Origin of the sequence: Pseudomonas sp. C9-3 (assembly GCF_032392015.1) — a bacterium.
Lineage (GTDB): Bacteria > Pseudomonadota > Gammaproteobacteria > Pseudomonadales > Pseudomonadaceae > Pseudomonas > Pseudomonas nitroreducens.
This window is the reverse complement of the sequence record NZ_CP135919.1, coordinates 2,705,095-2,727,623: the sequence shown is the minus strand read 5'-3', so window position 1 is coordinate 2,727,623 and position 22,529 is coordinate 2,705,095. Positions and strand designations below refer to the sequence as shown.

Below are 22,529 nucleotides of genomic sequence, written 5' to 3'. Positions count from 1 at the left end.
TCACATGTGGCCGACTTCGGGCGGCAGCTCGTAGAAGCTGGCGTGGCGGTAGACCTTGTCCTGCGCCGGGTCGAACAGCGGGTCCTTCTCGTCGGGGGAGGAGGCGGTGATCAGCGCGGAGGGCACGACCCACAGGCTCACGCCTTCGTTGCGGCGGGTGTACAGCTCGCGGGCGTTCTCGATGGCCATGGCGGCGTCGGCGGCGTGGACGCTGCCGACATGCTTGTGGTTCAGGCCGTGTTTGCTACGCACGAACACTTCAAAAAGGGTCCATTCGGACATGGCTTCTGTCTCCTCGCGACTCAGGCGGCGTCTTTCTTCTGTTGTTGTTTGCGGGCGTAGGCGACCGCGGCTTCGCGGACCCAGGCGCCGTCTTCGATGGCTTTGCGGCGGGTGGCGACGCGCTCGGTGTTGCACGGGCCGTTGCCCTTGAGCACTTCGTAGAACTCTTCCCACTGGATGTCGCCGAAGTCGTAGTGGCCGCGCTCCTCGTTCCACTTCAGGTCCGGGTCCGGGGCGGTGCAGCCGAGCAGTTCGAGTTGCGGCACGGTCTGGTCAACGAAGCGCTGGCGCAGTTCGTCGTTGCTCTGCCGCTTGATCTTCCAGGCCATGGACTGGGCGCTGTTGGGGGAGTCGGCGTCGCTGGGGCCGAACATCATCAGCGCCGGCCACCAGAGGCGGTTGATGGCGTCCTGGACCATGTCCTTCTGCGCCTGGTTGCCGTGGCGCATCATGGTCAGGAGGATTTCGTAGCCCTGGCGCTGGTGGAAGCTCTCTTCCTTGCAGATGCGGATCATCGCGCGCGAGTAGGGGCCGTAGGAGGTGCGCTGCAGCACCACCTGGTTGACGATCGCCGCACCATCCACCAGCCAGCCCACCGCGCCCATGTCGGCCCAGTTAAGCGTCGGGTAGTTGAAGATGCTCGAGTACTTGGCCTTGCCGCTGTGCAGCTTGGCGATCTCGGCGTCGCGGTCGGCGCCCAGGGTTTCCATCGCGCTGTAGAGGTAGAGGCCGTGGCCGGCTTCGTCCTGGATCTTCGCCATCAGCTGCAGCTTGCGCTTCAAGGTCGGCGCGCGGGTCACCCAGTTGCCCTCGGGCAGCATGCCGACGATCTCGGAGTGGGCGTGCTGGGAAATCTGCCGGATCAGCGTCTGGCGGTAGGCGTCGGGCATCCAGTTCTTTGCCTCGATCTTGATCTCGGCATCGATCTTTTCCTGGAAGGCGCGTTCTTCCGGCGACATCTCGTCCAGCGCCTTGATGCGCTTCACGCCGGTCTCAACCAGTTGTGCGTACATGCTGTGTCTCCAGCCATTTGTCTTGTTCGTGGGACGGCCTTGGCCATGGCTGTAGTTTTAAATGATACAGAAATGAATGTCTAACAATAAATGATGTGTCGTAAATGGATTGTGTATCGCTTTGGTGGTCTTTTGGCAGCAAACGGGCGCGCAAAGGAGCGCAATTCACCAAGCTAATTCGGTAGAAAGTGAGAATTATGCAGGGATTTATCGGAATTCTGCGGCGTATTTGCCTGGGCGTGAAAAGCGCCTGCCATTTACCGGAAAGATGACAAAGTGATACGCAAATGTATTTTTATGAATGAATCATATGTGGTGGTTCGGAGGGGGTGTAGGAGCGAGCTTGCTCGCGAACCATGCTTGCCGATGACCAGGCGTCGAGCGGTTCGCGAGCAAGAACTAGGCGTCCCCCTCGGTCCTACAAAGAGCAGTGCGTGTGGGGAGCGGCAGGCGTCAGGCCTGGACGATCACCTGGAAGCCGCCAAAGATCATGCGTTGCCCGTCGAAAGGCATGTCGTTGAAGTCGGTCTTCATCCGCGCGTCCTCCATGAACTTCTTCATGCCTTCGTCCCGCGCCTGCTTGCTCGGCCAAGTGATCCAGGAGAACACCACGGTTTCGTCCTCCTTGCGTTTCACGGCCATGGGGAAGGAGGTCACCTTGCCCTCGGGCACGTCGTCGCCCCAGCACTCGACGACGCTCAGTGCGCCATGTTCCTTGAACAGCGCCGCCGCCTTGCGCGCCACTTCGATGTAGCGCTCACGGCTGGCGGTGGGCACCGGTACGAGGAAACCATCGACATAGGTCATCGCTCTTCTCCTGCGATTGGGCAGACGGCCGGATGCCGCCTGCCTTTGAGGAATAGTCGAAGGGCAGGGTGAAGGATCGACAGGCAGGGAGGGCGGGGCGACGGGTGGTAGGAGTGGTGGGCTACTCCGGAGCTGGGAGAGGTGCAATACGTGGCGACGAAGTTGGGCGTGTTCGCGAGAAAGAACTGAGCGTCCCCCTCGCGCCTACAAAAAAAGCCAAAGAAAAGCCCCGCCGAAGCGGGGCTTTCAGTCACGCCGACCAATCAGCCCTTGGGCCGATTGTCATACACGTGGCAGGCCTTGCCTTCCGAACGCTTGAGGCTGTGGCTCGGCTGCACCAGCACGCGGGCACTGACGCCGATGTGGGTCTTGATCTGCTTGCCCAGTTCGCTGCCGATGGCCTTCTGTTCGTCCGCCGACAGGTTCTGCTGGTCGTGGCGCAGCTCGACGTGGACGTCAATGCAGTCGAGGTTGCCATTGCGGTGCAGGTGGATCTCGTAGCACTCGGCGAGCTGCTTGATCTTCAGCACCTGTTCCTCGACCTGGGTCGGGAAGACGTTGACGCCACGGATGATCAGCATGTCGTCGCTGCGCCCGGTGATCTTGTCGATGCGCCGCATCGGCCGCGCGGTGCCCGGCAGCAGGCGGGTCAGGTCGCGGGTGCGGTAGCGGATCATCGGCAGCGCTTCCTTCGACAGCGAAGTGAACACCAGCTCGCCGTACTGGCCGTCCGGCAACACGGCGCCGGTCGCCGGGTCGATGATCTCGGGGTAGAAGTGGTCTTCCCAGACGGTCGGGCCGTCCTTGGTCTCGGCACACTCCATGGCCACGCCCGGGCCCATGATTTCCGAAAGGCCGTAGATGTCCAGGGCGGTGATGCCCATGCGTTCTTCCACGGCGCGGCGCAGTTCGGCGGTCCACGGTTCGGCGCCGAAGATGCCCAGGCGCAGCTTGAGGCTGTGCGGGTCGACGCCCTGGCGCTCGATCTCGTCGGCGATGTTGAGCATGTAGGACGGGGTGACCATGATGATGTCCGGCTGGAAGTCGCGGATCAGCTGGACCTGCTTCTCGGTCTGGCCGCCGGACATCGGGATCACGGTGCAGCCCAGGCGCTCGGCGCCGTAGTGCGCACCCAGGCCGCCGGTAAACAGGCCGTAGCCGTAGGACACATGCACCTTGTCACCCTTGCGGCCGCCGGCGGCGCGGATGGAGCGCGCGACCACGTTGGCCCAGGTGTCGATGTCGTTCTGCGTGTAGCCGACCACGGTGGGTTTGCCGGTGGTGCCGCTGGAGGCGTGCAGGCGCACGATCTCGTTCTGCGGCACGGCGAACATGCCGTAGGGGTAGTTGTCGCGCAGGTCGTTCTTGCCGGTGAAGGGGAACTTGGCGAGATCGTCCAGGGAGGTCAGGTCGTCCGGGTGTACGCCAGCCTCGGCGAAGCGCTTCTGGTACAGCGGGACGTTGTCGTGGGCGTGCTTGAGGCTCCAGCGCAGGCGCTCCAGCTGGTGCTGGCGCAGCTCGTCGACACTGGCGGTCTCCATCGGGTCAAGCAGGGCACGTTCGGCATCATGGTACATGTTCATGGGTTCACTCGATTTGTTCTTGTACGCCAGCCCGTAAGCGGGCTGCGAGTGTCATGGGAGCAGCATAACGCCCCCGTTCGCGGAAGGATTCGAACCCCTGCCAGAGACGTTGCTCTGTCTGCCAGCCGGTGCACTTGGCGACTGGCGGTGCGGGGTTCGAAGCTCCCTTTGGATCAGATTCGTTCGATGATCAGGGCGATGCCCTGGCCGACGCCGATGCACATGGTGCACAGGGCGTAGCGGCCACCGCGTTCCTCCAGCTCATGCAGGGCGGTGGTGACCAGGCGCGCACCGCTCATGCCCAGCGGATGGCCGAGGGCGATGGCGCCGCCGTTGGGGTTCACCCGTGCGTCGTCATCCTTCAGGCCCAGCTCGCGCAGCACGGCAAGGCCCTGGGCGGCGAAGGCTTCGTTGAGTTCGATCACGTCCATGTCGTTCAGCGACAGGCCGGCCAGCTCCAGCACCTTGCGGGTCGCCGGCACCGGGCCGATGCCCATGATCCGCGGCTCGACGCCGGCGGTGGCCATGGCAACCACGCGGGCGCGGGCCTTCAGGCCGTGACGCGCGGCGGCGGCCGGGGAGGCCATCAGCAGTGCACAGGCACCGTCGTTGACGCCCGAGGCGTTGCCGGCGGTGACGCTGCCGTCTTCGCGGAACGGCGTGCCGAGTTTGGCCAGTTGTTCCAGGGTGGTGTCGCCGCGCGGGTGTTCATCCTGCTCGACCACCTTGGCCGGGCCCTTGCGCTGGGGGATCTCCACCGGGACGATTTCCTTCGCCAGGCGGCCATTGGCCTGGGCAGCGGCGGCCTTGTGCTGGCTGCGCAGGGCGAAGGCATCCTGGTCTTCGCGGCTGATGTTGAACTGCTCGGCGACGTTCTCCGCCGTCTCGGGCATGGAGTCGATGCCGAACTGCTTTTTCATCAGTTTGTTGACGAAGCGCCAGCCGATGGTGGTGTCAAAGATTTCCGCAGTGCGGCCAAAGGCCTGCTCGGACTTGCCCATCACGAACGGCGCGCGGGACATGGATTCCACGCCGCCAGCCAGCATCAGTCCGGCTTCGCCGCAGCGCAGGGCGCGTGCGGCACTGCCTACGGCGTCGAGGCCGGAGCCGCACAGGCGATTGAGCGTGGTGCCGGGCACGGTGACCGGCAGGCCGGCCAGCAGCGAGGCCATATGGGCGACGTTGCGGTTGTCTTCGCCGGCCTGGTTGGCGCAGCCGAAGATCACGTCGTCGATGGCGCTCCAGTCCAGCTCCGGGTGGCGCTGCATCAGGGCCTTCATCGGGATCGCCGCCAGGTCGTCGGCGCGCACGCCGGATAGGGCGCCAGCGTAGCGGCCAATCGGCGTGCGCACCGCGTCGATGATCAGGGCGTCAGTGAGGTCTGTCATTCGGAGGTCTCCTGCGCCAGCACGGTGCCGCGCACTTTGTAGGATTTGCCGTGGAACAGGGCGATCAGTTGGCCCTGGGAATTCTCGATGCGCACGTCGTAGTTGCCGGTGCGGCCGCTGCGGCTCTGCTCGAAGGCGCTGGCGATCAGCTCGTCGCCTTCGCGGGCCGGCGCCACGTAATCGATGCTGCAGCCGATGGCGACGGTGGCGTCGTTGTAGCTGTTGCAGGCGAAGGCGAAGGCCGAGTCGGCCAGGGCGAACAGGTAGCCGCCATGGCAGGTGCCGTGGCCCTGGATCATGTCCTCGCGCACGCGCATCGACAGCTTGGCGTTGCCCGGGCCGGCATCCAGCAACTGGATGCCCATGCGGCGGGTGGCCTGGTCGCGCTCGTACATGGTCTCGGCGCAGGCGCGGGCGAGCTGGGTTGCGTCAGTCATGGAAGGTGCTCTCCTCGGCATGCGGGGCCTCGGCGTGCAGGCGGCGCAGCAGCAGGGACGGGCGATAGCGGTCCTCGCCGTAGGCGGTCTGCAGGTTGTCGAGTACGCGCAGCACGTTGCCGATGCCGATCTGCCCGGCCCAGGCCAGCGGGCCCTGCGGGTAGTTCACGCCGGCGCGCATGGCGAGGTCGATGTCAGCGGCGCTGCCCACGCCTTGCAGCACGGCATCCGCGCCTTCGTTGGCGAGCATCGTCACGGTACGCAGCACGGCGAGGCCGGGTGTGTCGCTCAGGCGGCTGGCGGCGATTCCTGCCTTGGCCAGCAGGGCGACGGCCTGGTCCAGTGCTGCGGGTGTGGTGTCCGCCGAGCAGGCAATGCCCAGGCGCGAAGCCTTGGTGTAATCCAGCGCGAGGTCGATCAGCACGAGATTGCGCAGGCCGTCTTGCTTGGCGCGCTGGCTGGCGAGGCGACCATCGGACAGCGCGATTACTGCATCACCGACACGCAGCAGGCCATTGCCGTCGCGCTGGACGATCTCGATGCCAGCGTCCTTCAGGCGCTGCACCAGCGGCTGGGCGACGCCCAGGTTGCCCTCCAGCACGCAGGCGCTGACAGGCGAGGCACTGCTCAGGCTGGCCGGCTGCGGGCGCTCGGCCCCTTCGGCGTAGTCATAGAAGCCGCGACCGCTCTTGCGGCCGAGGCGGCCGGCGTCCACCAATTCCTTCTGGATCAGCGAGGGCTGGAAGCGGAAGTCGCCGTAGTAAGCGGCGAATACCGAGCAGGTGACGGCGTAGTTGACGTCGTGGCCGATCAGGTCGGTCAGCTCGAAGGCGCCCATGCGGAAGCCGCCGGCATCGCGCATCAGCGCATCCAGCGTCGCGCAGTCGGCGGCGCCTTCCTGCAGCAGGCGCAGGCTTTCGGCGTAGAAGGGGCGCGCCACGCGGTTGACGATGAAGCCGGGCGTGGATTTGGTGTGAACCGGTTTCTTGCCCCAGGCCAGCGAGGTGGCATACAGGCTGTCGGCCAGTGCGGGATCGGTGGCGAGGCCGGAGACGACTTCCACCAGCGCCATCAGCGGCGCCGGGTTGAAGAAGTGCATGCCGATCACCTGCTGCGGGCGTTTGAGGCCGGCGGCGAGGCTGGTGATGGATAGCGACGAGGTGTTGCTGGCGAGGATGCAGTCTTCTGCGCACAGGGCTTCCAACTGCTGGAACAGGCTGCGCTTGATCTCCAGGTTCTCGACGATGGCCTCGATCACCAGCTGCGAATCGGCCAGCGCGTCGATGGCTTCCACCGGTTGCAGGCGGGCGACGATGGCGTTGCGAGCTTCGGCGTCAAGCTTGCCTTTTTCCACCAGCCGGCCGAGCTGGCGGTCGATGCCGTCGATGGCCTGGGCGGCGGCGCCGGGGCGGTTGTCGTAGAGCTTAACCGGATGGCCGGCCTGGGCGGCGACCTGGGCGATACCCGCACCCATGGCGCCGGCGCCAATGACCGCGACTTTCGCGTCTTGCTGAAGTGCGCTCATCGATCAGCGGCCCTTGAAGCTGGGAGTGCGTTTTTCCATGAAGGCGGACACGCCCTCGCGGTAGTCCTCGCTGCGGCCGGCCAGGCGCTGCAGGTCGCGCTCCAGCTCCAGCTGCTCGTCGAAGCTGTTGTTCAGGCTGGCGTTGAGGCTGCGCTTGATCAGCGCCAGGCCGTAGGTCGGCTGGGTGGCCAGATGGCGAGCGAGCTTGAGGGCTTCCTCGCGCAGGTTGGCGTCGTCCACCACCTGGTAGATCAGGCCCCATTGCTCGGCCTGTTCGGCAGTCAGGCGGTTGCCCAGCAGCGCGAGTGCCTTGGCGCGGGCCATGCCGACCAGGCGCGGCAGCGTCCAGGTACCGCCGGAATCGGGGATCAGGCCGATCTTGCAGAAGGCCTGGATGAAGCTGGCCGAGCGCGCCGCCAGCACCAGGTCGCAGGCCAGCGGAATGTTTGCGCCGGCGCCGGCGGCCACGCCGTTCACCGCGCAGATGACCGGCAGCGGCAAGTCGCGCAGGGTGCGGATCAGCGGGTTGTAGAACTGCTCGATGGACTGGCCGAGGTCAGGCGCTTCCGCACCGGGTGCGACGTTGCGGTCGGACAGGTCCTGGCCTGCGCAGAAACCGCGGCCTTCGCCGGTCAGCAGCAGGACGCGGGCTTCCGGGTTCTGCCGGACCTGCTTGAGCGCCTCGCGCACTTCGCCGTGCATGGCGGCGTTGAAGCTGTTCAGCTGCTCCGGGCGGTTCAGGCTGAGGAGGGCGACGCCGTCCTCGATGGAAAACAGGATGTGCTCGAAGTTCATGGGCGGGCTCGCTCCATCAATAGGCAGGCTTTTGCCAGAAAAAAAGGGGGATTCGCTCAGCGGCCCTGGCTCTATTGGCCAAGGAAGGCTGGCAGGCGCTTTTCCTGGAAGGCGCGGATGCCTTCGTCGCGGTCGGCGGTGCCGGCCAGCAGGGTGAAGGCGTGGCGTTCGAAGCGCAGGCCGGTCGCAAGATCGGTGTCCTGCGCCTTGAGCAGCGCTTCCTTGGCCAGGCGCACGGCGAGCGGCGCCTTGGCAGCGATGAGCTTGGCGATCTGCAGGGCACGTTCGACGGTGAATTCGGGTTGGGTGACTTCGCTGACCAGGCCGGCGCGCTGGGCGTGGCGCGCGTCGATGGCTTCACCGGTGAGCACCATCTGCATGGCCAGCGGCTTGCCCACAGCGCGCAGCAGGCGTTGGGTGCCGCCGGCGCCGGGCATGATGCCGAGGTTGATTTCTGGCTGGCCGAAGCGGGCGTCTTCCCCGGCGATCAGGATGTCGGCGTGCATGGCCAGCTCGCAGCCGCCGCCCAGGGCGAAGCCGTTGACGGCAGCGATCAGCGGTTTGGAGAAGGCGGCGATGCGCTGCCAGTAGCCGACGCGGGGGTCGTTGAGGATGCCGACCAGGTCGCGCTCGGCCATCTCCTTGATGTCGGCGCCGGCGGCAAAGGCCTTGCGGCTGCCGGTGAGCACCACGGCGCGGGTTTCGCTGTCCTGCTCGGCGGCGTCGAGTTCGACGGCCAGCTCACCGAGCAGTTCGGTGTTCAAGGCGTTCAGCGCTTCGGGGCGCTGCAGGGTGATCAGGCGAACGCCCGCTTCAGGCATCTGAACGGCAAGGGTGCGAGGCATGACATCGTCCTCAGGCTGCACGCACGGCTTCGTGGCCGGCTGGTATTGGAATTATGGGAGGCAGGCGTTGCCCGTCTCCGGCCCTTCCGCAGTATAGGCCTAAAGCGATACAGAAAAACAACTACGAAAGTTGTATCGCGTGTCTAAAATGTTTCTGCTGGTGCCAGAGAGAGCATGACGATACCGGTCTCCTGTAAGCGCTTTCATGGCGTATTTACTGGTTTTATAAGGGTTTTTGAGTGGTATCCGACCTTCCTCAAAAGCGATACGGCAGATTTAGATTGGTTGGTTTTGATTTGATGTGATACAAGATTTGCAAAAGAACAAATCACTTTGCGCAGCGATGCCGTAAAGCTGGAGAACCCGATGCCTTGCTACAGCCTCGAGGGCGTGCGCCCCGTCGTACACCCGACCGCCTATGTCCATCCCACCGCCGTGCTGATCGGCGACGTTATCGTCGGCCCTGGCTGTTACGTCGGCCCTCTGGCGGCACTGCGCGGTGATTTCGGGCGGATCGTCCTCGAAGAGGGTGCGAACCTTCAGGACACCTGCGTCATGCACGGGTTCCCGGACAGCGACACCGTCGTCGAGCGCAACGGCCACATTGGCCATGGCGCCGTCCTGCATGGCTGCCGGATCGGCGAGGACGCCCTGGTGGGCATGAATGCCGTGGTGATGGATTACGCCCGGATCGGTGCTCGCTCCATCGTTTCAGCCGCCGCCTTCGTCAAGGCCAAGTTCGAGTGCGCCCCGCAAAGCCTGGTGATGGGCGCGCCGGCCAGCGTCAAGCGCAGCCTCAGCGACGAAGAGATCGCCTGGAAGCGTCGTGGTACCGAGGAATACCAGGCGCTGGCCAAGCGCTGCATCGAAAGCCTGGTGGAATGCCAGCCTCTGGCGGCAATAGAAGAAGAGCGCCCGCGCCTGGGTGATTCCGGTTTCCGGCCCAAGACAGGGAAGGGCGCATGAGTACTGGGGTTCGCTCCAATGGCCAGGCGGTGCGGCGGGCAGGTATAGTCGCCGCTCCTTCGCCTGCGCAACGTGCCATGACCGCTCTAGCACCGCTGAATCAGCTGATCAATCGCTTCCAGGAACAGACGCCGATCCGCGCCAGTTCGCTGATCATTACCCTTTACGGCGATGCCATCGAACCCCATGGCGGTACCGTCTGGCTGGGTAGCCTGATCAATCTGCTGGAACCGTTCGGCATCAACGAGCGGCTGATCCGCACCTCGATCTTCCGCCTGACCAAGGAAGACTGGCTGACCGCCGAGAAGGTCGGCCGGCGCAGTTACTACAGCCTGACCGGCACCGGCCGGCGGCGGTTCGAAAAGGCTTTCAAGCGTGTCTACAGCTCCAGCCTGCCGGCCTGGGACGGCTCCTGGACCCTGGTAATGCTCTCGCAGATCGCTGCCGACAAGCGCAAGCAGGTCCGCGAGGAGCTGGAATGGCAGGGCTTCGGCGCGATTTCGCCGACCGTCATGGCCTGTCCGCGCGCCGACCGCAGCGACGTCATGGCGACCCTGCAGGACCTCGAAGTCGCCGACGATTGCATCGTCTTCGAAACCCGCGCCCAGGACGTGCTGGCCTCCCGTGCCATGCGCATGCAGGTGCGCGAGAGCTGGAAGATCGACGAACTCGGCGAGCACTACAGCGAATTCATCCAGCTGTTCCGCCCGCTCTGGCAGGCGCTGCGCGAGCAGGACCAGCTGCGCCCGGAAGACTGCTTCCTGGCGCGCACCCTTTTGATCCACGAATACCGCCGGCTGCTGCTGCGCGACCCACAACTGCCCGACGAGCTGCTGCCGGGCGATTGGGAAGGCCGCGCTGCGCGACAGCTGTGCCGCAACATCTATCGACTGATCCACGCCAAGGCCGAGGACTGGCTGAACCGCAACCTGGAGACCGCCGACGGCCCGCTGCCGGACGTCGGGGAAAGCTTCTACAAGCGTTTCGGCGGATTGAACTGACAGGAGTTGGCGTGAAAAATGCCTCCCGCTCTGCAACGCTGCGGTTGCAGAACGGGGACACCGCCGCGAATCCTTCCTGAGAAGGCGCGCGACGGACGATGACGACAGGCCCATGAGGCCGTCGCTGAATAACAACAAACAATGCGTGTGAGGCTTTGCAGGTCATGAATTCTTCATCGACATTGAGGGATGACGCTTTCGAGGCGTGGCTGGGACAGGTCAACCGGGCGTGCGGTCGTTTCGATGCGCGTACCCTCGGCCCCCAGTTCCATGGACGGTTGCGTGAGTACCAGGGCGGTGCGATCAAGCTTTCCGTGGTCGACATGGCCCAGGTGCACCTGTACCGGACCAGCAAGGAGGTCGGCTCCAGCGCCGGCGGCCACTACTACGCGGTGTTCCAGCTCGAAGGGCGCTCGCGCCTGGAGCAGGGCGATAACCGCGTGGAGCTGTCGCGTGGCGACATCAGCCTGATCGATGCCAGCCGGCCCAGCGACATGACCTACCTGGAGGAATCCCGGCAGCTCTCGCTGATCCTGCCGCGCCAGGTGATCGAGCGCGGCCTGCGCATGTCGGAAGTGACCTGCGCCTCGAAGATCCCCGCCAGCTCGCCGATTGCCGTGCTGGCCAATCGACTGATCGTCGAGACCAGCCAGCAGGAAAGCCTCGGCATGCTGGAAAGCGAAGCGACCCTGGACGCCCTGGTGACGCTGCTGCGCCCGGCGCTGGCCAGCCACGACGCCGAGCAGGACAACCACGAGCGCATGTTCCGCAAGGCCACCGCCTTCATCGACCAGCACATCGGCGCCGAAGAGCTCTGCCCCGAGCTGATCGCCCGTGAAGTGGGCATCTCGGTGCGCGGCCTGTACCGCATGTTCGCCAAGAAGGGCCTGGTGGTGGCGCAGTACATCAAGAACCGCCGCCTGGACTTCTGCGCCGAAACCCTGCGTAACGCCCAGTTCGAACAGAAGCTGTCGGCGCTCGGCTATGCCTGGGGCTTCTCCGATTCGAGCTACTTTTCCACGGCGTTCAAGGGCCGCTTTGGTGTGTCGCCGGGCGAGTATCGCAAGCGTTACGCGAACTGATTCAGGTGGTGCGAGCGGTATCCACGGGAATGATGGGTATCGCTGCGCTCCACGCCATCCTACGTTGATGCCCGCCTGCACCATTGCCCTCGACTGACGCCTTCGTAGGATGCGTGGAGCGCAGCGATACCCATGCTGCCGGGTTGTACCTGTACCGTGTCATGCGGGTTCGCGAGCAAGGACCAGGCGTCCCCCTCGGTCCTACGAAGAGCACGCTGAGCCTGATCTTGTAGGAGCGAGCTTGCTCGCGAACGCTTTCGCACAATGACCCTCGTCACCTGAGCGCCATCCTGGCACTCCCGCCAACACGACTGGCACAGAGGAAAAGACCCTCCCGAGCGCCGCTGGCAACAATCACCTTCGATGACGCGCGCCATCCGGCCGCAAGCTGTACTCGAAGGTGATTTCCCGATGTCCCGCAACAAGCTCCGATTCGGCGCCCTCGGCCTGCTGCTGGCCGGCGCGCTGCTGCAACCGGTCCTGGCGTTCGCCGGGGACTGCCCGGCGAACGATGCGCAGAAAGGCGAGACCGTCTTCGCCCGCGACTGCTCGATCTGCCACACCGCCAAGGCCGACGGCCCCGGCATGATGGGCCCCAACCTGCATGGCGTGGTCGGCCGCATGGCCGGTTCGCTCGCCGGCTTCAGCTATTCCCAGGCGATGAAAGGCAAGGGCGCGGCATGGTCGCGCGACAACCTCGATGCCTTCGTCAGCCAGCCCCAGGCCGCCGTGCCCGGAACCTACATGCCCTTCGCAGGCCTGGCCGACGCGGCCGAGCGGCGGGCGCTCACCTGCTGGCTGAGCCAGCAGCACTGATATTCCAGGAGAGACCATGAACGTCACACAGACTCTGCCCAAGGTCACGGCCTTCCTGCAGCGCAAGCATGGCTGCTTCATCGACGGCGCCTGGGTGGTGCCCGAGGGCGCGCGTACCGACGTGCTCAACCCGGCCACCGGCGAGGCGATCTCCAGCGTCGCCGACATTGACACCGACCTGCTCGACCGCGCGGTGAAATCCGCCCAGGCTTCGTTCAAGTCCCGCGTCTGGGCGGACCTGCGCCCGGCCGACCGCGAACGCATCCTGCTGCGCTTCGCCGACCTGGTGGAAGCCAACGGCGAAGAACTGGCCCAGCTGGAAACCCTCAGCCAGGGCAAGTCGATCAACATTGCGCGCATGCTGGACGTGGGCGCCACCGTCGAGTTCATGCGCTACATGGCCGGCTGGGCGACCAAGATCGAAGGCCAGTCGCTGAACGTCTCCATCCCGCTGCCGCCGGGCGCCAAGTTCACCGCCTACACCCGCCGCGAGCCGGTAGGCGTGGTCGCCGGCATCGTGCCGTGGAACTTCCCGCTGATGATCGCTGCGTGGAAGCTGATCCCGGCGCTCGCCACCGGCAACAGCGTGGTGATCAAGCCTGCCTCGGAAACTCCGCTGACCGCCCTGCGCCTGGCTGAACTGGCCTTCGAAGCCGGCGTGCCGGCCGGCGTGTTCAACCTGGTGACCGGCGATGGCCCGCGCATTGGCGGCGGGCTGGCCAGCCACAAGCTGGTGAACAAGGTCTCCTTCACCGGTTCCACCGCGGTGGGGCGCAGCGTCGGCCTGGCCGCCGTGCAGAACATGACCCGCTTCGCCCTGGAACTGGGCGGCAAGAACCCGATGATCGTCCTCGCCGACGCCAATATCGACAACGCCGTGCAGGGCGCGCTGCTGGGCGGTCTGCTGAACAACGGTCAGGTCTGCGCCGCGGCTTCGCGCTTCTATGTACATCGCTCGCGCTACGACGAGTTCGTCGAGAAGCTGGCTGCCGCTGTTGCAGGCATGAGCCTGGGCGAGGGTATGGACCCGTCCGCGCAGATCAACCCGCTGGTGTCTGCCAAGCAGCAGCGCAGCGTGCTGGAGCACATTGCCCGTGCCGGTGAGCAGGGCGCGCGCATCGTCTGTGGCGGCGAACAGATCGCTGGCAATGGCTTCTATGTTCAGCCCACTGTGCTGGCCGACGTGACCATGCAGATGGCCGTGGCCCGTGACGAGGTCTTCGGCCCCGTGCTGGCAGTGCTGCCGTTCGACGATGAAGACCAGGCCATCGAAATGGCCAACGACAGCGAATATGGCCTGGGCGCGAGCCTGTGGACCAACGACCTGTCCAAGGCAATGAACCTGGTGCCGCGCATCGAATCCGGCACCGTTTGGGTGAATGCCCACGTGCTGCTCGACCCGAGCATGCCCTTCGGCGGCGTCAAGCAGTCGGGCATGGGCCGCGAGTTCGGCCGCGCCGTGGTCGAGGCCTATACCGAGATCAAGTCGGTGTGCATCGCGCACTGATTGATCGCTCGAGCAACACCCTCGTTTAGCAGCGGGCCTTCGGGCCCGTTTTTTTTGCGTGAAAATCCGGGCGGGAACAACGTTTCTATGAAGGGCAGCGGCGCATCGGCAGCGGTTTGTAGGATGGGTGGAGCGCAGCGATACCCATGCTGACGGCGCAGGGCGTTGATGGGTATCGCTGCGCTCCACGCCATCCTACGTGGAGCGGCGAGCGCGGCGATCAGTGGGCGGGGAGAATCCGCCCACGGCACTCGCCGAAGCCGATGGAGGCATGCCCCTCGCGGCGGCAACGGGCGCGCAGGATGATCTCGTCGCCGTCTTCGAGGAAGCGCCGCTCCTCGCCATTGCCGAGCACCAGCGCCTGCTTGCCGCCGCCGGTGAGCTCCAGCAGGCTGCCGAAGCTGTCCGCGGTCTCGCCGGACAGGGTGCCGGAGCCGAACAGGTCGCCCGGTTGCAGGCGGCAGCCGTTGACGCTGTGGTGCGCGACCATCTGTGCGACCGTCCAGTACATGTTCAGTGTGTTGCTCAGGGCGATGCGTTCCGCCGGCTGATGCTCGCGACGCATGCGCGCGGTGTGCAGCAGGACTTCCAGTTCGATGTCCAGCGCGCCGCGCTGCTGGTCGCCTTCGTCATACAGGTATGGCAGTGGCTGCGGGTCGCCTTCCGGGCGTGCCGGCTGGGCGACGCGGAAAGGCTCGAGCGCCTCGGCGGTGACCACCCAGGGCGACACGGTGGTGGCGAAGCTCTTCGATAGGAACGGCCCCAGCGGCTGGTATTCCCAGGCCTGAACGTCGCGCGCGGACCAGTCGTTGAGCAGGCAGAAACCGGCGATGTGGCCGGAGGCGGCATTGATCGGGATAGCCTTGCCCTGATCGTTGCCCTGGCCGATCCAGATACCCAGCTCCAGCTCCAGGTCCATCCGCGCGCAGGGGCCGAACACCGGCACATCCACGCCGGCGGGCAGGGTCTGGCCGTTGGGGCGACGCACTTCGGTGCCGGAGGGCACGATGGTGGAGGCGCGGCCGTGGTAGCCGATGGGCACGTACTTGTAGTTGGGCAGCAGCGGGTTGTCCGGACGGAACAGCTTGCCGACGTTCATCGCGTGGTGGATGCCGACATAGAAGTCGGTGTAGTCGCCGACTTTTGCCGGCAGGTGCATGCGGCACGCGGCCTGTGGCTTGAGCAGCGCGGCACCCAGGTGCTCCATGCGCTTCTGTTCGCTGCTGCCTTCGCTGAGCAGGTGGATCAGTGCCTCGCGCAGGGTGCGGCGGGCGGTGCCGCCAAGGGCGAAGAAGGCATTCAGGTGATCGCCGCTGGCGACCAGCGCGGCCTGGTGCGCGGCGCCGTGGAAGAGGCCGGTTTCGCAGGCGGTCTTCAGGTCGAAGATGTAGTCGCCGATGGCCACGCCGCCACGGGGCGAGTCACCCGGCGGGCTGAACACGCCCAGCGGCAGGTTCTGCAGGGGGAAATCCGGGTGGCCGTTGGCCGATTCGATCCAGCTTTGCAGGCTAGTCCTGCTTTGCGTGGTGGAAAGTACGCTCATGTTACTGCTCCAAGGAAGGGTCGAAGGTCTTCTGCATGCCGCTCCAGCAGCTGTCGTAATCACGTTGCAGCTGTGGGCAGTCGAGGGCAAAGCGGCTGGGGCGCAGCACGCGGCCGGTCTCGAACATGAAGGCCATGGTCTGGTCGATCTTGTGGGGTTTGAGGTCGGCGGCGATGGCCTGCCGGGTGGTGGCGTTGTCCGGGCCGTGGGCGCTCATGCAGTTGTGCAGCGAGGCGCCGCCGGGGACGAAGCCGTCGGCCTTGGCGTCGTACACGCCCTGGATCAGGCCCATGAATTCGTTCATCAGGTTGCGATGGAACCATGGCGGGCGGAAGGTGCTTTCGGCGACCATCCAGCGCGGCGGGAAGATCACGAAGTCCATGTTGGCCATGCCGTGCGTATCGCTGGGCGAGGTCAGTACGGTGAAGATCGATGGGTCCGGGTGGTCGTAGCTCACCGTGCCGAGGGTGTTGAAGCGGCGCAGGTCGTACTTGTAGGGCACGTTGTTGCCGTGCCAGGCGACTACGTCCAGCGGCGAGTGGTCGAGTTGGGTCGCCCAGAGTTCGCCGAGGAACTTCTGCACCAGTTGCACCGGGCCTTCCACGTCTTCGTAATGCGCTACCGGGGCGAGGAAGTCGCGGGCATTGGCCAGCCCGTTGCTGCCGATGGGGCCGAGGTCAGGCAGGCGCAGGGCGGCGCCATGGTTCTCGGCGACATAGCCGGCGGCCTCGCTGTCGAGCAGTTCGACGCGCAAGCGCATGCCGCGCGGGATCACGGCGATTTCCAGCGGTTCGACCTCCAGCACGCCCAGCTCGGTGACCAGGCGCAGGCGGCCGGCCTGGGGCACGACCAGCAGTTCGCCATCGGCATTGAAGAACACCCGGCGCATGGAAATGTTGGCGCGGTAGGCGTACAGGCTGACGCCACTGCAGGCTTCTGCCTCGGCGTTGGCGGCCATGCATAGCAGGCCGTCGACGAAGTCGGTAGGCTCCTGCGGGATTTCAAAGCTGTTCCAGCGCAGGCGATTGGGCGTGACTGGGCCAAGCGCCGTGCCGGTGATCTGTCGCTCCAGGCGCTCGAAGCGCGGGTGCGCGGCGGACGGGCGGATGCGATAGAGCCAGGTGCGCCGGGCTTCGCTGCGCGGGACGGTAAAGGCGGTGCCGGAGAACTGCTCGGCGTAAAGGCCGAACGGCACCTGCTGCGGCGAATTCCTGCCCACGGGCAGGGCGCCCGGCAGGGCCTCGCTGGCGAATTCGTTGCCGAATCCGGATTGGTAGGCAGGGGTGATTGTGTGCATCGCAATGGCCATTTGTTATTGTGATAACTTGATTACGATTAACGTAATTTTCTTGAAGGTCGCCGTCAAGCACCGAAGGTAGTCGACATGGCAGTGGAAAAAACCAGCAAGGCCATTACGCGGCCGTTGCAGGATGAAGAACAGGCTGCGCGAGGCAAGAAGGTCCAGTCCGCCGAATTGGGGACGGAGATACTCAAGGCTCTGGCCGATCTCTCGCCCAGCACTTCGTTGAAGCGCCTGAGCGAGCATCTGGGCATGCCGCCGGCGAAGGTGCACCGGTATCTGCAGGCGCTGCTCGCCAGCGGTTTCGCCGAACAGGACCCGCTCACCAACCACTATGGATTGGGAGCGGGTGCGCTGCATGTCGGGCTGGCAGCAATTCGTCGGCTGGATGTGGTGCGGATCGGCACGCCCTTGCTGGCGGCGCTGCGTGATGCGCTGGAACAGACCTGCTTCCTGGCTATCTGGGGCAATCACGGCCCGACCGTCGTGCATGTGGAGCCAGCGCAGGGCGTCGTGACACTGGTGACGCAGATGGGCTCGGTCCTGCCGTTGCAGAACTCGTCGACCGGGCGGGTGTTCTGCGCCTTTCATTCGGCTGCGCAGGCCACCGAAATTGAGCAGCGCGCTCTGGAACGCATCCGCCAGGATGGCTTGTGCGCGGTGCACGGCACGCTGATGCCGGGGGTCAACGGGTTGTCCGCGCCGGTCTTCACCACCGGCCGGGCGCTGGCGGGAGTCATTACCGTGGTCGGCTCGACTGCCGGTTTCGATGCCGATCCCTTTGGCAGCGCGGCACGTGCGCTGCTGGATACGGCCCGAAAGATCAGCCTGCAGATGGGCAGCGAGCATTGACGTCTCCTCTTGGTTCGCCATGGCTGTCGGGCACTTCGTGACTGTTCAGTGCAGGGCGCTGCAGGCCGGTTCCGCAGCGGGTCCGGGCGGGAGTTGAACCTCCAGCCTGGTGCCGCTCGGTTACCGATGAAGTGGTTCAGCCCTGCAGTGCGATGGCGCCGGGCTTCTCATGGGATGGCTCCTCCGGCGAGCGCACCGGCAGGATCAGTGCCGCGCTGAGCAGGGCGGGCAGTGCGGCGACCATGAAGATCTGGCTGACCGGCAGGTGCATGTCCAGCAGCGTGCTGCCGATCAGCGGGCCGAGGATCGAGCCGCAGCGGCCGACGCCCAGTGCCCAGCCGGCACCGGTGGCGCGAACCTGGGCGGGATAGAAGTTGCTGGCGAAAGCATTCAGGGTGAGTTGGCCACCGATGATGCAGAAGCCCGCAATGGCTACGAAGAACAGCAACCACCCGGGATGGCCATTGCTCAGCCCGAGTAACCAGGTGCAGACCGCGGCAGCACTGAGGATGCCGGCCAGCAGGCGGGCCTTGTGGCGAATTCGATCGGCAAAGTAGGCCAGGATGATCGCGCCGAACGTTCCGCTGAGCAGGAACATCGAGGTTGCGAGGTTTGCGGCGTTGCGGCTGAGTCCACCGTCCTGCAGTAGTGAAGGCAGCCAGCTGACCATGAGGTAGAGCAGGATCAGGCTACAGAAGAAGGTTCCCCAAAGCAGCAGGGTGGGCCGCAGATAGCGACCGCGCAGCAGTTCCAGTACCGCCAGGCGTGCCGGGCGCTGTTCGCCTTCCTGAAGCTGTGCCGCCGGCGGTTGCCAGTCGGGCAGAAGCTGACGAGTAACTTTCAATAGCCGTGCGTAGGGCGCGGCATCGCGAAGCAGGCGGGGCAGGGATTCGGGTAGTAGCCAGTAAAGGAAGGGCAGCAACAGCAGCGGTGTGATACCACCGGCGAGGAACACCGCCTTCCAGCCATGGCTATCCATCAGCGCTGCAGCGACGAAACCGCCGGCGGCACCGCCGAAGGAGAAGCCACAGGCTGCCAGCGTCACCATCAGGGTGCGCAGGCGTGGCGGCGAGTAGTCCGACATCAGCGCCATAGCGCTGGGCATGGCGCCACCCATGCCGATGCCGCAGATAAAGCGGGCCAGCATCAGATCTTGCAGGGAGCTCACGGTGACCATCCACAGGGTCAGGCCGGCATAGATCAGCACGCAGCACAGCAGCACCCGGCGGATGCCGAAGCGGTCGGCAATCGGCGTGACCAGCAGTGATCCCAGGGTCAGGCCCAGGAGGTTGGCGCTGAACACCGGGCCGAACGCGGGCCGGTCGAGCCCCCAGTCCTGGGCCAGCGACGGCACGACGTAGCCCAGGACTTGCGCGTCGTAACCATCGGTCACCAGCAGTAGGCAGAGCACCAATAGCAAACGCCACTGATAGCGTGAGACCGAGGCTCGGTCAAGGGCATTGCGAAAGCTCTCTATCTGGTTGTTCATATGGATAACCTATTGTTTTAATTGTTATTTAAAGGGCCTTATCAGCTCTTCGGGGTGTCGGGCTGGCGGTTCGGATGCGCTGCCAGGAATGCGCGGTCTTGCGCCGCCAGCGCGGCAACGCGCGCAATGCGCGGGAACTGATCCAGGGCGACGCCGAAGCGCTGCGCGGCGTAGAGCTGGGGAACAAGGAATACATCGGCCAGGCCGGGCCCGTCGCCCAAGCACCAGCCGTGGTCGCCAATCAGTTGTTCCACCGCCTTCAACCCTTGGCTGATCCAGTGACCGATCCACTGTGCGATCACGTCTTCGTCATGCCCCAGCCGGCGCAAATGGCTGAGTACGCCAATGTTGTGCAAGGGCTGGATGTCGCAGGCGATCAGAGCCGCGATGCCCCGTTCACGGGCGCGCTGAATAGGCTCGGCGGCCAGCAGCGGCGGTTGTGGGTAGCGCTCTTCCAGATACTCGATGATCGCCGGCGACTGGATCAGGAGGTCGCCTTCGTCGAGACGAAGCGCCGGCACGCGGCCTTCCGGGTTGATTGCCAGAAAGGCCTGCTGTTGTTGCTCGGCGCAGTCGGGCTGAAGGTTCACCGTGATTGCCTGGTAATCCACGCCCTTGAGTGCCAGGGCGATGCGCAGCCGGTAGGAAGAAGTGGAGCGGTAGTAGGTATAAAGCTGCATGAACTGGCCCGTCCGGCATGCTGAATCACATTTGTCGTAAAGCAATTACGATAAGAGTAATTTTGAAGATTCGCCTGAGCAAGAGGTAATTGACGGGGCTAATTCGCAGGATGATGGCGGAATTTTCTGAATAGGCAGCACTACTGACGGAGCGCTATGCGCGCAGCCCATTTTGATGTTGACGCACGGGCTTTTTTGAAATTACGGTAAACGTAAGTGAATTATGATTAATGAGCTGATTCGCCGACGCCTTTCCTGTATCTGCCCCGGAGAACTCCTATGGACCCGAGCATCAAGAAGATTCACCACGTGGCGTACCGTTGCCGCGACGCCCGCGAGACTGCCCTTTGGTACGAGAAGCACCTGGGGATGAAGCTGATGTTGTCGATTGCCGAAGACGCCGTGCCGTCCACCGGGGAAAGCGACCCCTATATGCACATCTTCCTCGACGCCGGGCAGGGCAACGTTCTGGCGTTCTTCGAACTGCCCGGCAGCCCGCCCCAGGACCGCGACCGCAATACGCCGGTCTGGACCCAGCACCTGGCGCTGGAAGTGGAGTCGCTGGAGGCGTTGCTGGCTGCCAGGCAAAGGCTGGAGAGCGCAGGTATCGAGGTAATTGGCCCGACCGATCACGCCATGTTCCAGTCGATCTACTTCTTCGACCCCAGCGGTCACCGTCTGGAGTTGGCGGCCAACACGGGCTCAGCGAAGATGCTCGCGGCGCTCGATGAGGTGAAATGGGCCATGCTCGATGAGTGGGCGCAGACCAAGCGGGCCCCGAAGCACGTGGCCTGGATGCATGATGGCAGTTACAAGGAGAAGTTCGCGTCCTGAGGTCGCCGTATCAGGCACCGCTCGACCTGACGCGAGCGGTGCTATTCCAAATCCGCCCAATCCGTTCCTTTTACCAGCACATCGCTCAGCGCCTGCGCCGCGCTGGAGAGCTTGTGCTCCGCCAGGCAGAACAGCCCGACGCGGCGCTCGATGCAGGGTTCTTCGAGCGCCACGCAACGCGCTCCCAGCTCTTCCATCTGCTGCCGGCACAGGCGCGGCACCGCGCTGACGCCCAGCCCTTCGGCGACCATGCGGCCCACCGTCACCAACTGATGGCTTTCGAACGCCACCGGCAGCCGCCCGTGCCGTGACGCCAACTGGTCTTCCAACAGCAAACGCACGGCGGACGGGCGCTGCAGGGTGATGAAGTGATCTTCCAGCAATTGCTCCCAGGTGATTTTCGATGCGCCCGTGAAGGGCGAATCGGCCGGCAGCACGGCGACGAAACGGTCGGTATAGAAGGGCGTGAAGGTCAGCCCGTCGAGACTGTCCGGTTCCAGCGCGATGCCCAGTTCGACACGGCGGTTGCGGACCATCTCCAGCACCTGCTCGTTGATCACGTCGTGCACCGCCACGTTCACCTTCGGGTGGCGATCGCGGAAGGTGCGCAGTACGGCGGGCAGCAGGTTGCCGGCGAAGGAGGGCATGGCAGCGATGGAGACCTTGCCCAGCTGCAGGGTGAAGTGCTGGTGCATCAGTTCTTCAGCATTGTCCCAGTCCGCCAGCAGGCGCCGGGCGACCGGCAGCAGCGTTTCGCCCTCCGGCGTCAGCGCCACATTGCGCGTGGTGCGCACCAGCAATTGCCCGCCAAGGGATTCCTCCAGGCTCTTGATCGCCAAGCTCAGCGCCGGTTGCGACAGGTGCAGGCGCTCGCAGGCCTGGGCGAAGCTCAGGCTCTGGGCGACGGCGAGGAAGGCGCGCAGTTGCTTTACGGTCATTGATAAAAATACCAAATCAATCGATTGGAAAAACAAACTTAACAAATCAGTCTGTGCCGGTGAAGCTGCATTCGCTCTCTGACCGATGGGTCGGACATTCCAAATAAGAAAGAGGCAGCAACATGGCAGGACTCGACAAGCGTGTAGGCAGTTATGAAGAGGCCCTCGCCGGGCTCACCGACGACATGACGGTTCTGGCAGGCGGTTTCGGCATCTGCGGCATCCCGGAAAACCTCATCGCGCAGATCCGCAAGCTGGGCGTGAAGGGCCTGACCGTGGTTTCCAACAACTGCGGCATCGACGGCTTCGGCCTGGGCGTGCTGCTGGAGGACCGGCAGATCCGCAAGATGATCGCGTCCTACGTTGGCGAGAACGCGCTGTTCGAGCAGCAGCTGCTGTCGGGTGAACTGGAGGTCGAACTCACTCCGCAAGGCACCCTGGCGGAAAAACTCCGCGCTGGCGGCGCCGGCATCCCGGCCTTCTTCACCGCCACCGGCTACGGCACCCCGGTCGCCGAAGGCAAGGAAGTGCGCGAGTTCGACGGTCGCCACTATGTGATGGAGCGCGCCATCACCGGCGACTTCGCCATCGTCAAGGGCTGGAAGGCCGACCACTACGGCAACGTCATCTATCGCCACACCGCGCAGAACTTCAATCCCATCGTCGCCACCGCGGGCCGCATCACCGTCGTCGAAGTGGAAGAGATCGTCGAACCGGGCGAGCTGGACCCCACCCAGATCCACACCCCCGGCATCTACGTCGACCGCATCATTCAGGGCTCCTTCGAGAAGCGCATCGAAAAGCGCACGACTCGCTAAGGATCGGCTGCGCGTCGGCCTGGCGGCG

The 22,529-nt window shown here is 64.8% G+C and carries 22 protein-coding genes; 8 read left to right on the top strand and 14 right to left on the bottom strand.

Annotated features, from left to right (window positions below):
- The 9 genes from paaB to paaF form a co-directional block, all read right to left on the bottom strand.
- Complete coding sequence (gene paaB, locus RS899_RS12200) at nt 1-282, bottom strand: 1,2-phenylacetyl-CoA epoxidase subunit PaaB (RefSeq protein WP_024764426.1); 282 nt, start codon at nt 280-282, stop codon at nt 1-3.
- 20 nt (nt 283-302) lie between these two features.
- The gene (paaA, locus tag RS899_RS12195) at nt 303-1,295 is read right to left on the bottom strand and encodes a 1,2-phenylacetyl-CoA epoxidase subunit PaaA (RefSeq protein WP_054907021.1); all 993 of its coding nucleotides are present in this window, start codon (nt 1,293-1,295) and stop codon (nt 303-305) included.
- A gap of 453 nt (nt 1,296-1,748) precedes the next feature.
- Nucleotides 1,749-2,102, bottom strand: a complete 354-nt coding sequence (locus tag RS899_RS12190) for a DUF1428 domain-containing protein (RefSeq protein ID WP_024764428.1) — start codon at nt 2,100-2,102, stop codon at nt 1,749-1,751.
- Nucleotides 2,103-2,365: 263 nt separating this feature from the next.
- Nucleotides 2,366-3,685, bottom strand: a complete 1,320-nt coding sequence (gene paaK / locus RS899_RS12185) for a phenylacetate--CoA ligase PaaK (protein WP_054907019.1) — start codon at nt 3,683-3,685, stop codon at nt 2,366-2,368.
- A gap of 173 nt (nt 3,686-3,858) precedes the next feature.
- The gene (gene pcaF / locus RS899_RS12180) at nt 3,859-5,073 is read right to left on the bottom strand and encodes a 3-oxoadipyl-CoA thiolase (RefSeq protein ID WP_233300221.1); all 1,215 of its coding nucleotides are present in this window, start codon (nt 5,071-5,073) and stop codon (nt 3,859-3,861) included.
- Nucleotides 5,070-5,510, bottom strand: coding sequence for a hydroxyphenylacetyl-CoA thioesterase PaaI (gene paaI, locus RS899_RS12175; protein ID WP_315810067.1), 441 nt, complete (start codon nt 5,508-5,510; stop codon nt 5,070-5,072). Before paaI ends, pcaF begins: the two co-directional genes overlap by 4 nt.
- Nucleotides 5,503-7,035 (bottom strand): 3-hydroxyacyl-CoA dehydrogenase PaaH, encoded by a 1,533-nt coding sequence (paaH, locus tag RS899_RS12170; RefSeq protein WP_315810066.1) that lies wholly within the window; start codon nt 7,033-7,035, stop codon nt 5,503-5,505. The genes paaI and paaH overlap by 8 nt, the downstream gene beginning before the upstream one ends.
- Nucleotides 7,036-7,038: 3 nt before the next feature.
- On the bottom strand, nt 7,039-7,830 hold the full coding sequence (paaG, locus tag RS899_RS12165) for a 2-(1,2-epoxy-1,2-dihydrophenyl)acetyl-CoA isomerase PaaG (protein WP_054907015.1): 792 nt from the start codon (nt 7,828-7,830) through the stop codon (nt 7,039-7,041).
- Between the two features lie 71 nt (nt 7,831-7,901).
- Nucleotides 7,902-8,675 (bottom strand): 2,3-dehydroadipyl-CoA hydratase PaaF, encoded by a 774-nt coding sequence (paaF, locus tag RS899_RS12160; protein ID WP_315810065.1) that lies wholly within the window; start codon nt 8,673-8,675, stop codon nt 7,902-7,904.
- A 366-nt stretch (nt 8,676-9,041) separates the two neighbouring features.
- Here paaF and paaY point away from each other — a divergent pair, with 366 nt between their 5' ends.
- The 5 genes from paaY (at nt 9,042) to RS899_RS12135 (ending at nt 14,047) form a co-directional block, all read left to right on the top strand.
- Nucleotides 9,042-9,641 (top strand): phenylacetic acid degradation protein PaaY, encoded by a 600-nt coding sequence (gene paaY / locus RS899_RS12155; RefSeq protein WP_315810064.1) that lies wholly within the window; start codon nt 9,042-9,044, stop codon nt 9,639-9,641.
- 77 nt (nt 9,642-9,718) lie between these two features.
- Nucleotides 9,719-10,642 carry a phenylacetic acid degradation operon negative regulatory protein PaaX gene (gene paaX, locus RS899_RS12150; protein ID WP_054907013.1) on the top strand — a complete coding sequence of 308 codons (924 nt, stop codon included), beginning with the start codon at nt 9,719-9,721 and terminating at the stop codon, nt 10,640-10,642.
- Between the two features lie 164 nt (nt 10,643-10,806).
- Nucleotides 10,807-11,724 (top strand): transcriptional regulator FeaR, encoded by a 918-nt coding sequence (feaR, locus tag RS899_RS12145; protein WP_054907012.1) that lies wholly within the window; start codon nt 10,807-10,809, stop codon nt 11,722-11,724.
- Between the two features lie 411 nt (nt 11,725-12,135).
- Nucleotides 12,136-12,540, top strand: coding sequence for a c-type cytochrome (locus tag RS899_RS12140; protein ID WP_054907030.1), 405 nt, complete (start codon nt 12,136-12,138; stop codon nt 12,538-12,540).
- Nucleotides 12,541-12,556: 16 nt separating this feature from the next.
- Nucleotides 12,557-14,047 carry an aldehyde dehydrogenase family protein gene (locus tag RS899_RS12135; RefSeq protein ID WP_315810063.1) on the top strand — a complete coding sequence of 497 codons (1,491 nt, stop codon included), beginning with the start codon at nt 12,557-12,559 and terminating at the stop codon, nt 14,045-14,047.
- Between the two features lie 220 nt (nt 14,048-14,267).
- Here the strand turns inward: RS899_RS12135 and fahA are convergent, their stop codons facing one another.
- The gene (gene fahA, locus RS899_RS12130) at nt 14,268-15,590 is read right to left on the bottom strand and encodes a fumarylacetoacetase (protein WP_315810062.1); all 1,323 of its coding nucleotides are present in this window, start codon (nt 15,588-15,590) and stop codon (nt 14,268-14,270) included.
- Nucleotide 15,591: 1 nt separating this feature from the next.
- Nucleotides 15,592-16,887, bottom strand: coding sequence for a homogentisate 1,2-dioxygenase (gene hmgA / locus RS899_RS12125; RefSeq protein ID WP_315810061.1), 1,296 nt, complete (start codon nt 16,885-16,887; stop codon nt 15,592-15,594).
- Nucleotides 16,888-16,974: 87 nt separating this feature from the next.
- On the opposite strand from hmgA, the gene RS899_RS12120 reads away from it, so the two are divergent.
- Nucleotides 16,975-17,742 carry an IclR family transcriptional regulator gene (locus RS899_RS12120; protein WP_082450485.1) on the top strand — a complete coding sequence of 256 codons (768 nt, stop codon included), beginning with the start codon at nt 16,975-16,977 and terminating at the stop codon, nt 17,740-17,742.
- Between the two features lie 136 nt (nt 17,743-17,878).
- Here the strand turns inward: RS899_RS12120 and RS899_RS12115 are convergent, their stop codons facing one another.
- Nucleotides 17,879-19,231: an aromatic acid/H+ symport family MFS transporter gene (locus RS899_RS12115; RefSeq protein WP_315810060.1), complete on the bottom strand. Its 1,353-nt coding sequence runs from the start codon at nt 19,229-19,231 to the stop codon at nt 17,879-17,881.
- A 41-nt stretch (nt 19,232-19,272) separates the two neighbouring features.
- Nucleotides 19,273-19,911: a maleylacetoacetate isomerase gene (maiA, locus tag RS899_RS12110; RefSeq protein WP_315810059.1), complete on the bottom strand. Its 639-nt coding sequence runs from the start codon at nt 19,909-19,911 to the stop codon at nt 19,273-19,275.
- A gap of 279 nt (nt 19,912-20,190) precedes the next feature.
- Here maiA and RS899_RS12105 point away from each other — a divergent pair, with 279 nt between their 5' ends.
- Entirely contained in the window at nt 20,191-20,745 is a 555-nt protein-coding gene (locus tag RS899_RS12105) for a VOC family protein (RefSeq protein ID WP_315810058.1), read from the top strand.
- A 41-nt stretch (nt 20,746-20,786) separates the two neighbouring features.
- Here RS899_RS12105 and RS899_RS12100 read toward each other — a convergent pair whose 3' ends face one another.
- Nucleotides 20,787-21,683, bottom strand: a complete 897-nt coding sequence (locus RS899_RS12100; protein WP_315810057.1) for a LysR family transcriptional regulator — start codon at nt 21,681-21,683, stop codon at nt 20,787-20,789.
- Nucleotides 21,684-21,805: 122 nt separating this feature from the next.
- Here RS899_RS12100 and RS899_RS12095 point away from each other — a divergent pair, with 122 nt between their 5' ends.
- Nucleotides 21,806-22,501, top strand: a complete 696-nt coding sequence (locus tag RS899_RS12095; RefSeq protein WP_233300211.1) for a CoA transferase subunit A — start codon at nt 21,806-21,808, stop codon at nt 22,499-22,501.
- Nucleotides 22,502-22,529: the final 28 nt, after the last annotated feature.

Bases quoted from the DNA above. Each gene is read 5' to 3' on its own strand.
- paaB (WP_024764426.1), bottom strand. From the start codon at position 282: ATGTCCGAATGGACCCTTTTTGAAGTGTTCGTGCGTAGCAAACACGGC.
- paaA (WP_054907021.1), bottom strand. From the start codon at position 1,295: ATGTACGCACAACTGGTTGAGACCGGCGTGAAGCGCATCAAGGCGCTG.
- RS899_RS12190 (WP_024764428.1), bottom strand. From the start codon at position 2,102: ATGACCTATGTCGATGGTTTCCTCGTACCGGTGCCCACCGCCAGCCGT.
- paaK (WP_054907019.1), bottom strand. From the start codon at position 3,685: ATGAACATGTACCATGATGCCGAACGTGCCCTGCTTGACCCGATGGAG.
- pcaF (WP_233300221.1), bottom strand. From the start codon at position 5,073: ATGACAGACCTCACTGACGCCCTGATCATCGACGCGGTGCGCACGCCG.
- paaI (WP_315810067.1), bottom strand. From the start codon at position 5,510: ATGACTGACGCAACCCAGCTCGCCCGCGCCTGCGCCGAGACCATGTAC.
- paaH (WP_315810066.1), bottom strand. From the start codon at position 7,035: ATGAGCGCACTTCAGCAAGACGCGAAAGTCGCGGTCATTGGCGCCGGC.
- paaG (WP_054907015.1), bottom strand. From the start codon at position 7,830: ATGAACTTCGAGCACATCCTGTTTTCCATCGAGGACGGCGTCGCCCTC.
- paaF (WP_315810065.1), bottom strand. From the start codon at position 8,675: ATGCCTCGCACCCTTGCCGTTCAGATGCCTGAAGCGGGCGTTCGCCTG.
- paaY (WP_315810064.1), top strand. From the start codon at position 9,042: ATGCCTTGCTACAGCCTCGAGGGCGTGCGCCCCGTCGTACACCCGACC.
- paaX (WP_054907013.1), top strand. From the start codon at position 9,719: ATGACCGCTCTAGCACCGCTGAATCAGCTGATCAATCGCTTCCAGGAA.
- feaR (WP_054907012.1), top strand. From the start codon at position 10,807: ATGAATTCTTCATCGACATTGAGGGATGACGCTTTCGAGGCGTGGCTG.
- RS899_RS12140 (WP_054907030.1), top strand. From the start codon at position 12,136: ATGTCCCGCAACAAGCTCCGATTCGGCGCCCTCGGCCTGCTGCTGGCC.
- RS899_RS12135 (WP_315810063.1), top strand. From the start codon at position 12,557: ATGAACGTCACACAGACTCTGCCCAAGGTCACGGCCTTCCTGCAGCGC.
- fahA (WP_315810062.1), bottom strand. From the start codon at position 15,590: ATGAGCGTACTTTCCACCACGCAAAGCAGGACTAGCCTGCAAAGCTGG.
- hmgA (WP_315810061.1), bottom strand. From the start codon at position 16,887: ATGCACACAATCACCCCTGCCTACCAATCCGGATTCGGCAACGAATTC.
- RS899_RS12120 (WP_082450485.1), top strand. From the start codon at position 16,975: ATGGCAGTGGAAAAAACCAGCAAGGCCATTACGCGGCCGTTGCAGGAT.
- RS899_RS12115 (WP_315810060.1), bottom strand. From the start codon at position 19,231: ATGAACAACCAGATAGAGAGCTTTCGCAATGCCCTTGACCGAGCCTCG.
- maiA (WP_315810059.1), bottom strand. From the start codon at position 19,911: ATGCAGCTTTATACCTACTACCGCTCCACTTCTTCCTACCGGCTGCGC.
- RS899_RS12105 (WP_315810058.1), top strand. From the start codon at position 20,191: ATGGACCCGAGCATCAAGAAGATTCACCACGTGGCGTACCGTTGCCGC.
- RS899_RS12100 (WP_315810057.1), bottom strand. From the start codon at position 21,683: ATGACCGTAAAGCAACTGCGCGCCTTCCTCGCCGTCGCCCAGAGCCTG.
- RS899_RS12095 (WP_233300211.1), top strand. From the start codon at position 21,806: ATGGCAGGACTCGACAAGCGTGTAGGCAGTTATGAAGAGGCCCTCGCC.